The sequence below is a fragment of the Stutzerimonas marianensis genome (genome assembly GCF_022810315.1).
Taxonomy (GTDB): Bacteria; Pseudomonadota; Gammaproteobacteria; order Pseudomonadales; family Pseudomonadaceae; genus Stutzerimonas; species Stutzerimonas marianensis.
The window spans coordinates 421,557-435,463 of sequence record NZ_JALGRD010000002.1 but is presented as its reverse complement, the minus strand read 5'-3'; the positions used below and the strand labels follow the sequence as shown (position 1 = coordinate 435,463).

General features: G+C 66.0%; 13 protein-coding genes. 10 read left to right on the top strand and 3 right to left on the bottom strand.

Annotated elements, in window-relative coordinates:
- Nucleotides 1–116: 116 nt before the first annotated feature.
- From MST27_RS05265 to MST27_RS05245, 5 genes are all read left to right on the top strand, one after another.
- Entirely contained in the window at nt 117–713 is a 597-nt protein-coding gene (locus MST27_RS05265) for a glutathione S-transferase family protein (RefSeq protein WP_243604955.1), read from the top strand.
- Between the two features lie 9 nt (nt 714–722).
- Entirely contained in the window at nt 723–1,652 is a 930-nt protein-coding gene (locus tag MST27_RS05260) for a pyridoxamine 5'-phosphate oxidase family protein (RefSeq protein WP_243604954.1), read from the top strand.
- Between the two features lie 3 nt (nt 1,653–1,655).
- On the top strand, nt 1,656–2,402 hold the full coding sequence (locus MST27_RS05255; protein WP_243604953.1) for an MBL fold metallo-hydrolase: 747 nt from the start codon (nt 1,656–1,658) through the stop codon (nt 2,400–2,402).
- Nucleotides 2,403–2,544: 142 nt separating this feature from the next.
- Nucleotides 2,545–5,676, top strand: a complete 3,132-nt coding sequence (locus MST27_RS05250) for a transglycosylase domain-containing protein (RefSeq protein ID WP_420864219.1) — start codon at nt 2,545–2,547, stop codon at nt 5,674–5,676.
- Nucleotides 5,677–5,806: 130 nt separating this feature from the next.
- Entirely contained in the window at nt 5,807–6,589 is a 783-nt protein-coding gene (locus MST27_RS05245) for a PhzF family phenazine biosynthesis protein (RefSeq protein WP_243605057.1), read from the top strand.
- Nucleotides 6,590–6,597: 8 nt separating this feature from the next.
- Here MST27_RS05245 and mapR read toward each other — a convergent pair whose 3' ends face one another.
- Together mapR and ccoG are read right to left on the bottom strand one after the other, a co-directional pair.
- Nucleotides 6,598–8,013, bottom strand: coding sequence for a GntR family transcriptional regulator MpaR (gene mapR, locus MST27_RS05240; protein WP_243604951.1), 1,416 nt, complete (start codon nt 8,011–8,013; stop codon nt 6,598–6,600).
- A gap of 107 nt (nt 8,014–8,120) precedes the next feature.
- Complete coding sequence (gene ccoG, locus MST27_RS05235; protein WP_243604950.1) at nt 8,121–9,530, bottom strand: cytochrome c oxidase accessory protein CcoG; 1,410 nt, start codon at nt 9,528–9,530, stop codon at nt 8,121–8,123.
- A gap of 363 nt (nt 9,531–9,893) precedes the next feature.
- On the opposite strand from ccoG, the gene MST27_RS05230 reads away from it, so the two are divergent.
- The 5 genes from MST27_RS05230 (at nt 9,894) to wrbA (ending at nt 13,376) form a co-directional block, all read left to right on the top strand.
- The gene (locus tag MST27_RS05230) at nt 9,894–10,259 is read left to right on the top strand and encodes a CidA/LrgA family protein (RefSeq protein WP_243604949.1); all 366 of its coding nucleotides are present in this window, start codon (nt 9,894–9,896) and stop codon (nt 10,257–10,259) included.
- Nucleotides 10,256–10,966 (top strand): LrgB family protein, encoded by a 711-nt coding sequence (locus MST27_RS05225; protein WP_243604948.1) that lies wholly within the window; start codon nt 10,256–10,258, stop codon nt 10,964–10,966. The genes MST27_RS05230 and MST27_RS05225 overlap by 4 nt, the downstream gene beginning before the upstream one ends.
- 62 nt (nt 10,967–11,028) lie before the next feature.
- Nucleotides 11,029–11,904 (top strand): alpha/beta fold hydrolase, encoded by an 876-nt coding sequence (locus MST27_RS05220; protein ID WP_243604947.1) that lies wholly within the window; start codon nt 11,029–11,031, stop codon nt 11,902–11,904.
- A 130-nt stretch (nt 11,905–12,034) separates the two neighbouring features.
- Complete coding sequence (locus MST27_RS05215) at nt 12,035–12,733, top strand: pirin family protein (RefSeq protein WP_243604946.1); 699 nt, start codon at nt 12,035–12,037, stop codon at nt 12,731–12,733.
- Between the two features lie 43 nt (nt 12,734–12,776).
- Nucleotides 12,777–13,376 (top strand): NAD(P)H:quinone oxidoreductase, encoded by a 600-nt coding sequence (wrbA, locus tag MST27_RS05210; protein ID WP_243604945.1) that lies wholly within the window; start codon nt 12,777–12,779, stop codon nt 13,374–13,376.
- 40 nt (nt 13,377–13,416) lie between these two features.
- Here the strand turns inward: wrbA and MST27_RS05205 are convergent, their stop codons facing one another.
- Complete coding sequence (locus tag MST27_RS05205; RefSeq protein WP_243604944.1) at nt 13,417–13,905, bottom strand: GNAT family N-acetyltransferase; 489 nt, start codon at nt 13,903–13,905, stop codon at nt 13,417–13,419.
- Between the last annotated feature and the right edge of the window lie 2 nt (nt 13,906–13,907).

Sequence of the window (13,907 nt, the reverse complement as noted above, 5' to 3'; positions counted from 1 at the left end):
CCGCCATTATGCGCGACCTTGGCTGCGGATGGCGGCTCGTGACAACTTTCCGCTTGAACTATACAGACTGGTCTGTCTATTATCGAGTCGTCTTCACCCTACCGAGGCACGCGGCGATGAAACTTCATGATCTGACCCTTTCCGGCAACTGCTACAAGGTGCGCTTGTTCCTCAGCCTGATCGGCCAGAGCGCCGAGCGGGTGCCGGTCGATCTGCGGCAGGGTGAGCACAAGCGACCCGCCTTCCTGGCGCTCAACCCGCGTGGGCAGGTCCCGGTGCTCGAAGACGGCGAGGTTCGGCTGGCGGACTCGCAGGCGATTCTGGTCTACCTGGCGTTGCGCCATGCGCCCGCCTGGCATCCGCAGGATGTGCTCAGCCAGGCGCGAATCGCCGGCTGGTTGAGTTTCGCCGCCAACGAAATGCACCACGGGCCGGCGACGGCTCGATTTGGTCGAGTGTTCCGGATGCCCATCGACCAGGCACTTGCCGAAAGCCGTGCGCAGGCGGCCCTGACCTTGCTGGAGCAACAGCTGGGCAAGCATGCCTGGCTGGCCGAGACGCCGATTCCGACCATCGCGGACGTCGCGGTCTATCCCTACGCTGCGCTGGCCGGCGAAGGTGGGCAGAACTTGGCGGACTATCCGGCGTTACAGGCCTGGTTCGGCCGCATCCGTGAACTGCCGGGCTATATCCCGATGCCTGGTCTGGAATAGGGCAGCACCATGAATACGCCCTTTCATGATGGTGAGCGCTGGGTGCAGGCCCGTGTGGGCGTGCAGGAAAAGATGGCGCAGATCGGCTCACGTGTGATCCGGCCTTTCATGCCCGAGCAGCACCGACAGTTCTTCGCGTGCCTGCCGACGCTGTTGCTCGGCGCCGCAGACGCCGATGGTCAACCGCACGCCAGCATTATCTGGGGCTCGCCAGGATTCGTCTGGTCGCCGCACCCGCAGGTGCTCAGCATTGCGGCACGGTTGGAGTCGGATGACCCGATCGCCGCCTGCCTGAGCCCGCGTGCCGCCGTTGGCGTGCTCGGCCTCTCGTGGCATACGCGGCGGCGCAACCGGGCGAACGGCCGTATCGTGGAGCGCGATGCCGACGGCTTGAGCGTCGCAGTCGCTCAGTCATTCGGCAATTGCCCCAAGTACATCCAGGCGCGGCCATGGCGGAGCCAGGCACGAACCGCCGGCGACCGGCTCGGTGGCGTCGGCCCGGACAGCGCGTGGCTCGAGCTGGTCGGTCGATCCGACACTCTGTTTATCGCGAGCGGCAGCGCCGGGGCGGAGGGGTGCGGTCTGGATGTTTCGCACCGGGGCGGGCCGTCGGGCTTTGTCGAGGTGGCCGACGATGGGCGGCTCTGGTTGCCGGACTACAGCGGCAACCAGTTCTTCAACACCCTGGGCAACCTCGTCCGAGAGCCGCGTTGCGGGTTGTTGTTCATCGACTTCGCCAGTGGCGATCTGCTCCAGATCCAGGCGCATGCCGAGGTAGTGTGGCCGCAGCAGTACGGCGCGCATGGCATCGTCGCCGCACCCGGTGCCGAGCGGATGGTCGTGTTCACACCGGCGCGCTGGGCCTTGCGGCGGGCCCGTCTGCCATTGTCGTTCGGCGCGCCCGAATGTTCCCCGTTTCTGCCTCAGGGGTCGAGGTGAGCCATGCGTCGCTCGTGGTTGTTTCTCTGCCTGATGCTGCTGGCCGGTGCTTCGCACGCGGCCGATACCCGGTTCAGCCTGGTGCGTACGGCCCAGACCCATTCCAGCGGTGAGTTCGCCTGGCGGGATGGTGGCTGGGTCGAGGCGGTGCCGGTCGATCACCTGGCTGTGCTCATCGAGCACCAGGGCGTCCGACTGCTTTTCGGCACGGGCCTCGGCCGGCAGGTCGATGCGCAACTGGACAGCGTCCTGCCGTGGCGCGAGAAGCGCTACGGTGCGGTCTCGCCGGCGCGCGATCAACTCGATCGCGACGGGATCGCGGTCGACCGGGTGCTGTTGGCCTGTGCGCGCTGGGAGCACGCCTCCGGGCTGGCGGACTTCGCAGAGTTACCCGTCCTGGCCAGCGCCGAAAGCATTGCCTACGCGGCCCATGCAACACCGCCGGCGGTCGTTCCGGCACAGTTCGCCCACGGCGTGCGGTGGCGACCGCTGCCGTTCCAGCGGCGTGCCTATCTGGGCTTTGACGAGAGCCTGGACCTGTTCGGCGACGAACGGCTAGTGCTGGTGAAGCGGCCCGGGCACGGTGCGTTGGGGCTGTTTCTCACGCTCGACGACGGGCGTCGATACTTCTTCGCCGGCGACCCCGAGGACGACCGCTCAAGCCAGAAGCCGCTGCCGGCGCAGATCCTGCGTGTGGACGCCTCCGCCGCACCGTCCGGACTGGGGTTCTATCCGCACTGGATCGAATGATCGAAGGCAGAAAAAAACGGCGCGAAGAGGGGCCGAAAAGGCGGCTGCGAGCGCCGCTCCGTTCGTCTGCTCGACCCCGCTGGGCAAGCCGCGCCAGCTAAGCTTAAGCCCATGATTCCTCAAGGAAGCCAGGCCAGAGACCATGGGCGCAGTATGGCAATCCGATACATCCCGGACGGGGCGGGGCAGCCGCCTGTCACGGCCGGGCATTCCCCCGAAAAAACCCAACAAAGGTAACCGCCTCGCACGCCGGATGAGCCTGTTGCTGGGCGTATCGTTATTGGCCGGCGGGGGTTACGCCGCCTGGCACGAAATGCACACCTCCAAGCTGCAGGCATTGTGGCTGAGTCGCTATGCCGAGAAGCTCGACTACCGGCTCGAAGCCGGTGCAAGCGACCGCATTCTGTTTCCCGAAGCCGGCCCGTTCGACCGACGCCTGGGTTATTCGGCCCTGCCTGAATTTCTCCAGCGGTTATCGGCGCGCGGCTTCGATATTCACGAACAGGTCCGGTTCTCGCCGGCACTGGCGCGCTATGCCGACCGTGGCTTCTTCGTGCCGTACCCGGAAAAATCCCAGGCGGGCCTGACGATCGACGATTGCCGTGGCGAGCCGCTGTACGAGAACAGCTACCCGCACCAGTACTACGAGCGCTTCGACGGCATTCCGCCGGTGGTGGCGATGAGCCTGATGTTCATCGAGGACCGTGGCCTGCTTAATCCTGGCCGGCCCAAGGCCAACCCGGCGGTGGACTGGCCGCGCTTCACCATGGCTGCGATCAGCCAGGTCGAGAAGAAGCTCGGCCTGCCAGTCCAGGCGGCCGGGGGCAGCACCCTGGCGACACAGGTGGAGAAATATCGCCACTCGCCCGAAGGGCGCACCGGCAACGCCGAGGAAAAGCTCCGGCAGATGGTTTCGGCGAGCGTGCGCACCTATCGCGAAGGCCAGATGACCATGGTCACCCGCCAGCGCATCGTGCGCGACTACCTCAACAGCGTGCCGCTCTCGGCGGCCTACGGGCATGGCGAGGTGCATGGCATCGCCGACGGCCTGCGCCTGTGGTTCGGCGCGGACTTCGCTGAGGTCAACCGGCTGCTCGATTCACGCCGCAACGCCGGTACGAGCTACGAAGCGCAGGGGTTGGCCCTGCGCCAGGTGCTGTCCTTACTGATTGCCCAGCGCAGGCCCTCCTATTACCTCGGGGCGGGCCGAGAAGACATGGCCAGACTCACCGACAGCCACATCCGCCTGCTGGCCAACGGCGGGGTAATCGGCACGCGGTTGCGCAACGCCGCCTTGCTGCAGAAGGTCACCTACCGCGATCTGCGCCTCGAGCCGGGTGTTCGCGAGGTTCCGTCGAGCAAGGGCATCACCGCCGCTCGCATGCGCCTGAGCAGCCTGCTGGGCGTGTCGCTGTACGAGCTGGATCGGCTTGATCTGGCTGCGACTACGCCGCTACACGGCCAGTTGCAAGGTCAGGTAACCGACTACCTGCATCGCCTGGCGGACCCGACCTTCGCCGGCGAGGTCGGCCTGTTTGGCGAGCGCATGCTGTCGCCCGAGCGTACCGGCGATGTGCGTTACAGCTTCACGCTGTTCGAACGCGGGGAGCAGGGTTTCCGTGTGCGGGTACAGACCGACAACACCAACCAGCCCTTCGACATCAACGAGGGCAGCAAGCTGGAGCTGGGCTCGACGGCGAAGCTGCGAGTGCTCACCACCTACCTCGAAGTCATCGCCGAGCTGCACGGGCGCTACGCCGGCCGCGATGTTGCCGCGCTGCGCAAGGCCGAGGCGGTCGACCCGCTGACGCGCTGGGCCCTGGGCTACCTGATCCAGAACGAGGACCGCAACCTCCCGGCCATGCTCGATGCCGCGCTGGAGCGGCGTTATTCGGCAAGCCCCGCCGAGCGCTTCTTCACCGGTGCCGGTATGCATCGCTTCGGCAACTTCAGGCGCGAGGACGATGGTCGGCTGCCGACCATGCGCGAGGCGCTGCAGGAGTCGATCAACCTGCCATTCGTGCGGCTGATGCGCGACCTGGTGAGTTACAGCACCTACCAGACCGCCAACAGCGTCGAGCTTCTTAAGACTGACGACAATCCCGAGCGCCTCGAATACCTTCGGCGCTTCGCCGACCGCGAGGGCTCGGTGTTTCTGCAGCGGTTCTGGAAGAAGTACCGCGGCAAGACGACCGAGGAGCGCATCGAGGTATTGCTCGATGGCATGCGGCCAACCGCGCCGCGGCTCGCCGCCGTTCACCGATACCTCATGCCTGAGGCCGACCGTGCCGGCTTCGATCGCTTCCTGCGCACGCGCCTGCCGGACGCGGACCTCAGCGACAAACTGCTCGAATCGCTCTACACGCGCTATGCCCCGGGCGCCTACAGCCTGCCTGACCAGGGCTACATCGCCCGCGTCCATCCGCTCGACCTGTGGCTGCTCGGTTACCTGACCAAACACCCCGAGGCGGGCATTTCGGAGATCATCACCGCCAGCAGCGCGGAGCGCCAGGAGGTCTATGGCTGGCTGTTCCGCAGCCGTCACAAGAGTGCGCGCGACAGCCGCATCCGCATCATGCTGGAAGTGGAGGCTTTCACCGATATTCATCGCCGCTGGCAGCGGCTGGGCTATCCGTTCGACCACCTGGTGCCGTCCTTGGCGACCGCGCTGGGCAGCTCGGGTGATCGTCCGGCCGCGTTGGCCGAGCTTATGGGCATCATCGTCAACGACGGCGTGCGCTTGCCCAGCGTGCGCATCGACAGCCTGCATTTCGCCAGCGACACGCCGTACGAGACGCGGCTGGGCATTGCCGCGGATGCCGGTGAGCGGGTGCTGCCCAGTGAGGTTGCCGCAGCCCTGCGGGAGGCCTTGGGCAGCGTGGTCGAGGGGGGCACGGCACGGCGCTTGCGCGGCAGCTTCATGCAGGCCGATGGCGAGCCGCTGCGCGTGGGCGGCAAGACCGGCACCGGCGACAACCGCATCCAGACCGTCGGTGCGGGTGGCCGGCTGATCAGCTCGCTGGCGCTCAACCGCACCGCGACCTTCGTGTTCTACATAGGCCCGAACCATTTCGGCACCCTGACGGCTTACGTGCCGGGTCGCGGCGCGGACAGCTTCCGGTTCACCTCGGCGTTGCCGGTGCAGGTGCTCAAGGGCATGGCGCCGATCCTGCAGCCCTACCTCGAGCCCGGCGCGCACACGCAGTGCCAGCCACCGGCGCCAGCTGCGCCCATGAAGCCGACGCTGACCGCCAGCAACCGCGCAGGCGCCTGACCAGGCGCCACGTCAGGCGTCGCTCGACGCCCGACGTGGTTGCCGGGCCGTTCGGCGCCGGCGACACTGCGCGTCGTCGCATGCCGGCTGGCGCGCATGCGCGAGCCAGGAGCCGAGCATGAAACTCCCGATCTACCAGGTCGATGCCTTCACCAACCAGACCTTCAAAGGCAATGCGGCTGCCGTCGTGCCGCTGCTGGAAGGGTGGTTAAGCGATGCGCAGATGCAGGCCATCGCGCTGGAAAACAACCTGTCGGAGACCGCCTTTCTGGTGCGTGAGGCGGACGGCGCCTTCCATATCCGCTGGTTCTCGCCCATGACGGAAATCGATTTCTGCGGGCACGCCACTCTGGCCAGCGCCTTCGTCCTGCTGGAGCAGGGGCTGGCGGCGGCGCCGCTGACCTTTCGCGCCGCCGCGGTGGGAGATATCCAGGTCCATCGGCAGGATGATGGGCTGCTGGAGATGAACTTCCCCAACCGGGCACCGGAACGGGTGAATCACCCGCCTGCCGAGTTGCTCCAGGGGCTCGGCGAGGCGCCGCAGGCGGTGTTGCGCAATCGCCAGGCCTGGTTTGCCGTGTATGAGCACGAAGGTCAGGTGCGCCAACTGGCGCCCGATCTGGCCGCCCTGAAAGCCTTGGCGCCGCTGGATGTGGTCGTCACCGCACCGGGCGTCGAGCATGACTTCGTCTCGCGTTATTTCTGGCCCGCCAATGGCGGCGACGAAGACCCGGTCACCGGCTCCATCCATGCCGGGCTCGCGCCTTACTGGAGCGAGCGGTTGGGCAAGACCCGCCTGTGGGCGCACCAGGCATCGCGACGCGGCGGTGAGCTGTATTGCCGCGTCGAGGGTGAACGGGTCCATGTGGCCGGGCACGCGGTGCTGTACCTGCAGGGCAGCATCCAGATCTAGCCGCCGTGTCAGGCGCAAAAAGACTGGATCATCCGCCCTAGCGTCGCCATCGCCTGTTCGCTGCGCGCATCCCAGGGATGCCCATGGTTCAGTCGGGCGCAATGGCCGAAGCGCCGCGTGGCCGAAAAGATCGGCCCCGGTGCCAGGCTGATGCCTTGGGCGAGGGCCATCTGCAGCAGCTGCAGCGAGTCGACCGCCTGGGGAAATTCGAACCAGAGAAAGTAGCCGCCGCTGGGGCGGCTGACGCGTGTACTGGCTGGGAAATGCCTCGCAGCGGACGCGAGCATTTCGCCCTGTTGGCGTTCCAGCGCATGGCGCAGCCGGCGCAGGTGACGGTCGTAGCCGCCGTGTTGCAGGTAGTCGGCGATGGCGGCCTGGGCGGGCACCGAAGGTGAGATGGTGGTCATCAACTTCAGGCGACTGATCTGCTCGGCGTAGCGTCCACCGGCTACCCAGCCGATCCGGTAGCCCGGCGCCAGGCTCTTGGAGAAGGAGCCGCAGTGCATCACCAGCCCGTCACGGTCGTGGCTTTTCACCGGTTTCGGCGGCTCACGCGTGAAATACAGCTCGGCATAGACGTCATCCTCGATCAGCGGCACCTGGTGACGCTGCAGCAAGTCGTACAGTGACCGCTTCCGGTTATCGTCCATGCTTGCCCCGAGCGGATTCTGCAGGCTGCTCATGAACCAGCAGGCCTTGATCGGCAGGCTCGCCAGGCTGCTCGTTAGCACGTCCAGATCAATACCGTCGCGAGGATGTACCGGAATCTCGACAGCCCTGAGCTTGAGCCGCTCCAGTACCTGCAAGGTGGCGTAGAAGGCCGGCGCCTCGATGGCGACCAGATCGCCCGGTTCGGTGACCACCTGCAGACAGAGATTCAGCGCCTCCATCGCACCGGTGGTGATCACCAGTTCGTCCATTGGTGGCAGGACGCCGCTGACGCTGTAACGAAGGGCGATCTGGCGACGCAGGTCAGGATGGCCGCTGGTCATTTCGGCCACGACTTCACGCGCCGGCATCTCGCGCACGGTCTGCGCCATCGACCGCGCCAGTCGCTGCAAGGGAAACAGTTCGGGACTGGGGAAGGCCGAGCCAAAGGGCACGGTGGTCGGATCACGCAGCGAGGCGAGCACCGAGAACACCAGTTCGCTGACATCTACATCCGTGGTCTCGCTCAGGCGTGGGCTGATCTCGGGCTCAGGCAGCGGACGCTTGGCATGTTCGCGCACGAAGTAGCCCGAACGGGCCCGCGCCTGAATGAGGCCACGGTCCTCCAACAGGTAGTAAGCCTGGAACACGGTGGACGGACTGACGCCATAGGTGCGGCTGGCATGGCGTACCGACGGCACCTTTTCGCCCACTTTCAGCACGCCGGAGCGGATCAGCTCGGCGATTTCGTCAGCGAATTTCTCGTAGCGCTTCATGGGTCGAGGTGCTCGCCGGTCATGGCTGAAGGATTGTGCAATCCGGCCATGCTACGGCATGGCTCGCCGATTCGTCGCTCGTTACCCATCCAGTTGTACCGTTCCCGTCAGCGAACCCGTGGCGCGATGAAAGTGCTCGGGGCGCTCACCTGGCGTTCCGGCTCGGCAGCATCGCTGACGGCGAACCGCAGCTCGCCGGCCACCGACTCGGCCTGGTCGAGCAGCGCGACGCTTACCGGCACATCGACGATTTCGCCTGGCGCCAGCTGCAGTTCGCGTGGGGCGTGCAACTCGAAGCGTTCGTCGTCCAGCCTGATCTGATAACGGCGCGCCTGCTGGGTCTTGTTGATCACCTTCAGGCTGTACATGTTCTCGATCTGGCCGTGCTGGTTTTCCCGGTACAGCGTGCGGTCGCGCGTCACGTCCAGCGACAGTTGAGGGCGCTCGGCCAGCGCCCAGGTGAAGGCGCCGATCATCACCAGCAGCGCGGCGGCGTATCCGACCAGGCGCGGCCTCAGCAATCGCGTCCTGCCGCCGGTGAGCGCGCGTTCGGAGGTGTAGCGAACCAGGCCGCGGGCGTAGCCCATCTTGTCCATCACGCTGTCGCAGGCGTCGATGCAGGCGCCACAGCTCAGGCAGTCGAGTTGCAGACCGTCACGGATGTCGATGCCCGTCGGGCAAACCTGAACGCAGAGCGTGCAGTCGATGCAGTCGCCTAGGCCCTGGGCACGTGGGTCGCTGTCCTTGCGCCGTGCCCCGCGCTGTTCGCCGCGTGCGGCGTCGTAGCTGATGACGAGGGTATCCGGGTCGAACATCACGCTCTGGAAGCGCGAGTAGGGGCACATGTGCACGCATACCTTTTCCCGCAGCCAGCCGGCGTTGAGATAGGTCGCGGCGGTGAAGAAGAACAGCCAGAAGGCCTCGGTCAGCCCCAGCTGCAGGTTGAACAGGTCGGCGACCAGCGTGCGCACCGGTGTGAAGTAGCCGATGAAGGCGACCGCCGTTGCCAGGCTGACTGCCAGCCAGAAACTGTGCTTGGCGCTTCGCCGCGCCAGTTTGCCCACGGACCAGGACGCGGCGTCGAGCTTGATCCGCTGGTGGCGGTCGCCCTCGGTGACGCGTTCGGCCCACATGAAGATCCAGGTCCAGATGCTCTGCGGGCAGGCATAGCCGCACCACGCCCGCCCGGCCAGCACCGTGATGAAGAACAGGCCGAAGGCCGCAATGATCAACAGGGCCGAGAGCAGGATGAAGTCCTGCGGCCAGAAGGTCGCACCGAAGATATGGAACTGCTGGCGGCCCAGGTCCCAGAGCACGGCCTGGCGACCCTCCCAGGTTAACCACTGAGTGGCGAAGAAGAGTGCCAGCAGAAGCCCGGCCCCGATCCGGCGCAAGTCGCGAAACCGGCCGGTGAAAGACCGCGTGTGGATGGGCCCACCCGCCTGGGCCGGCGTCAGGCGAATGGGCGTACGCGCATCGAGGGTTTCGATGAGCGTGACTGGAATTCGATCGTTCATGGGTGGCCCCGTCAGGCAAGTCAGGCAAGTCAGGCGGCCTGGATGATCGGGCGCAAACCTGCTGCATAACAGGCTCAGGTAGTGCGGAAAAATACGGATCAGATCGATCGAAAGGCAGGCGGGACGGAGCTTTGCTACAGCAAAGGCCTGTCCCCATGGGCTGGATCCGGATAGGGCGTGCCGACACGAGGTGGGCACGCTGCGACGCCAGGTCGCGGGCGTCCGTCTCGCTGATTCGTCTTTTTCGGAGCCATCTGCACCTGTTTCAGCCGGACCGGGCCAGCGATAGTCCGGTCGCGCTCGCCGTCGTGCACCGGTCACGGCATGATGGCCCGTTCTAATTCGCACCCGAGGACCCGCTCCATGATGCTCAAAGGCCTGACCTGGCTGGTCGTGCTGCAACTGATCGGCAGCGTCATCCACCTGTCGCTGCTGCCGGCGCTGCCGGGCCCGATCATCGGCATGTTGCTGCTGTTCGTGCTGCTGTTGGTACGCCGCGGCATTCCCGAGCCGCTGGAAAAGACCGCCGCGCTGCTGCTGCAGTACCTGCCACTGCTGCTGATCGTGCCGGCGGCGGGCATCATGACCAGTGGCGCTGCGCTACTGGCGGACCTGCCGGCCATCGCCGCCGGGCTGGTGCTCTCGCTGGTGGTTACGGTGCCGTTCTGCGGCTGGCTGATGCAGCTGCTGATCCGCCGAATGGACCGTCAGCCGGAGGATCAGGCATGAGCGGCATCGATTGGCGCGGCGTATGGGCCTCGACGCTGGACCACCCGTTGTTCGCCGTGGGGCTGACACTGATCGCCTTCCAACTGGCGCTCGCGATCTATCGGCGCAGTGGCTGGCTGGTGCTGCAACCGGTCATGGTCGGCATGCTCCTGGTCGTGGGCACGCTCTACCTGTGCGGCATCGACTATGCGAGCTATCGCGCCAACGCCTCGATGATCGCAGTGCTGGTCGGGCCGGCCACCGTGGCGCTGGCAGTGCCGCTGTACCGCCATGTGCGGCGTATCCGGCAACTGTTCTGGCCGATCCTGATCACCCTTGTTACCGGCGGCGTGCTGGGTGTCGTGCTGACCCTGCTGATCGCCCGGGCGCTCGGCGCAGAGCTGGACGTACTGATGAGCCTGTCGCCAAAAGCCGCGACCATGCCGATCGCCATGCTGGTGGCCGAACAACTGGGCGGGCTCGCATCGCTGGCCGCCGTGTTCGTCATGCTCACCGGCGTCATCGGCACGGCACTCGGACCCCTGCTGCTGGGCTGGGCGGGCGTCGAGCATCCGGCCGCACGCGGCTTGAGCTATGGCATCAACGCTCACGCAATCGGCACCGCTCGCGCCCTGGAGGAGGGCGATGAGTGCGGCGCCTTCGCCGCGTTGGGCATGAGCCTGTTGGGCATCCTCATCGCGCTGTTCCTGCCGCTGGCTTTGGGGTAAGCGACGTTGCGCCTGGGCCAACAGCGCCTAGGCTTAGGATTCCCGACAGCAGGAGTGGCGCCATGTTCGAGCGGTTCCAGCGTGACGAACGCGAGGTCAATGGTGTACGGATCGCCTACCGGCAGGGCGGCTCCGGCCCGCCATTGTTGCTCCTGCACGGCTATCCGCAGACCCACGTGATCTGGCACCTGATCGCCGATCGCCTGGCCGAACGTTTCACCGTGGTCGCCGCCGATTTGCGCGGCTACGGCGATAGCAGCAAACCGGAAGGCGGCGGAAACCACGTGGCCTACAGCAAGCGCGAAATGGCGCTCGATCAGGTCGAGCTGATGCGTCGGTTGGGCTTCGAACGGTTCGACATCCTTGGCCATGACCGTGGCGCGCGGGTCAGTCACCGCCTGGCCATGGATCATCCCGGCGCCGTTCGGCGGCTGATCCTCCTGGATATCGCGCCGACGCTCGCGATGTACAGTCAGACCGACGAGACCTTCGCCCGCGCCTACTGGCACTGGTTCTTCCTGATCCGCCCGGCACCGCTGCCCGAACGGCTGCTGGAGGCGGATCCGGAACTCGTGCTGCAGACCGCCGTGGCGACCCGTGCCGACCATGCGCATCCGTTCAGCGAGGCCGCCTACGCCGAATACCTGCGCTGCCTGAAGCTGCCCGGTGCCGCCCATGCCTTCTGCGAGGACTACCGCGCCAGTGCCGGCATCGACCTTGAGCACGACCGCGAGGATCGCGCCGCAGGACGTCTGATCGAAGCGCCCCTGCTGGTGCTCTGGGGGGAGCGGGGCGTTATCCAGCGCTGCTTCGAACCGCTCGAGGAGTGGCGTGCGGTCGCGCGGGACGTACAGGGCAAGGCGCTGCCCGCCGGCCACTATCTACCTGAAGAGGTGCCTGACGAGGTGCTCGGGGAGACCCTGCGGTTTCTCGCTTGAAACCAGAACTATCGATATCTTCGATAAAACATAGCGGAAATATCCAAGCAATAACTAATCGATTGGATGGAATATGGCGCCATTCCGTTACCGAGGCATGGCGCCGAGGCGGTCACACAGGAAGCCCTCCATGATCGAGATCCGTCCCTACTCAACGCTCGGTGCCGCCAACCACGGCTGGCTGAATGCGCACCATCACTTTTCCTTTGCCGAGTACCACGACCCGGCGCGGATGAACTGGGGACGGTTGCGTGTCTGGAACGACGATGTCATCGCCCCGCAGTCGGGCTTTCCCACCCACCCGCATCGCGACATGGAGATCATCACCTACGTGCGCAAGGGTGCGATCACCCATGAGGACAGCCTCGGTAACCGGGGGCGGACGGTCGCAGGCGATGTGCAGGTGATGAGTGCCGGCACCGGCATCGCCCACAGCGAATACAACCTCGAAGACGAGTCCACCGAAATCTTCCAGATCTGGATCTATCCGGACCGCTCCGGCCTGCCGCCGGCCTGGGGAACCCAGCCCTTCCCGGTGGGGGAGCGTGCCGGCAGCTTCGTTACCCTGGCCAGCGGCATGGCGGGTGACGAGGAGGCCCTGCCGATCCGAGCGGACGCCCGGCTGGTCGCCGCTACGCTTTCGGCCGGCCAGGTTGCCGAGTACGCGATCGGCGCGGATCGCAAGGTCTATCTGGTGCCCGCCAGCGGGCGCATCGAAATCGACGGGCAGGTCGCCGCGGCACGCGACGGCATTGCCGTGCAGGGCGTGGAGCGGGTGACGGTCAAGGCGCTGGAAGATAGCGAAATCGTGCTGGTGGACGTCCGCTGAGCGAAACGAACAGATCAATCACAACCAGGAAGAGGAAAGCGAAATGGCGAAAGTTCTCGTGCTGTACCACTCGATGTACGGCCACATCGAAACCATGGCCAACGCGGTTGCCGAAGGTGCGCGTCGCGTGCCGGGCGCCGAAGTGACGATCAAGCGCGTGCCGGAAACCATGCCGGCCGAGGCGTTCAAGAACGCCGGCGGCAAGGTCGACCAGCAGGCGCCGGTGGCAAGCCCCGCGGAGCTGGCGGACTACGACGCGATCATCGTCGGCACGCCCACGCGCTTCGGCAACATGTCCAGCCAGATGCGCACCTTCTTCGACCAGACCGGCGGTCTCTGGGCCAAGGGCGCGTTGCACGGCAAGGTAGGGAGCGTGTTTACCTCCACCGGCACCGGCGGCGGGCAGGAAATGACCATCACCTCGACCTGGACCACCCTGGCGCATCACGGGATGGTCATCGTGCCGACCGGATACGGCATCAGCGAGTTTTTCGACATTTCCGAGGTCAACGGTGGTACGCCCTACGGCGCTTCGACCATCGCCGGGGGTGACGGCTCGCGGCAGCCGTCGGAGAAGGAGCTGGCCATCGCCCGTTTCCAGGGCGAGCACGTGGCGAAGCTGACCACCAAGCTGATGGCCTGAGTGGTGGGGCGGCGCGCACCCGCGCGGTGCGCCGCTGCCCTCAGGGCTGCTCGATGAGCAGACCGTACATCAATTCATCGATATATCCCGGCTCGGACGCTCGTTTGTAAGCGGCGCGCTGAGTCCCTTCGTGGCTGAACCCGAACCCTTCGTAGAACGCGATGGCGCGGGGATTGTCTGCCTCGACCAGCAGCTCGACCCGGCGGATGCCTGCCTGGCGCAGCCTGGCCAGCGCGTCCGTCATCATCGCCCGTGCTACGCCCTGACCCTGGACGTCCGGCGCGACGGCGAATGTCCCGAGGTAGGCGACATGCGCGGCGCGTCCACGATGCCGCTGTACCTGGTAGAAGCCTTGCACACGCGTGTCTACCTCGTAGACATAGAAGCAGCCACTGTCGAACAGCGGATCGAACACCCTGGCGAAGGCCTCGCGTGGCATGGGATCGAACCCCAGGTAGCGCACCACATGCGCGTCCATGTAGATGTCGTGAACGCGGTCGAAGTCGGCAGGCGTGACCAGTCGGCGCATAT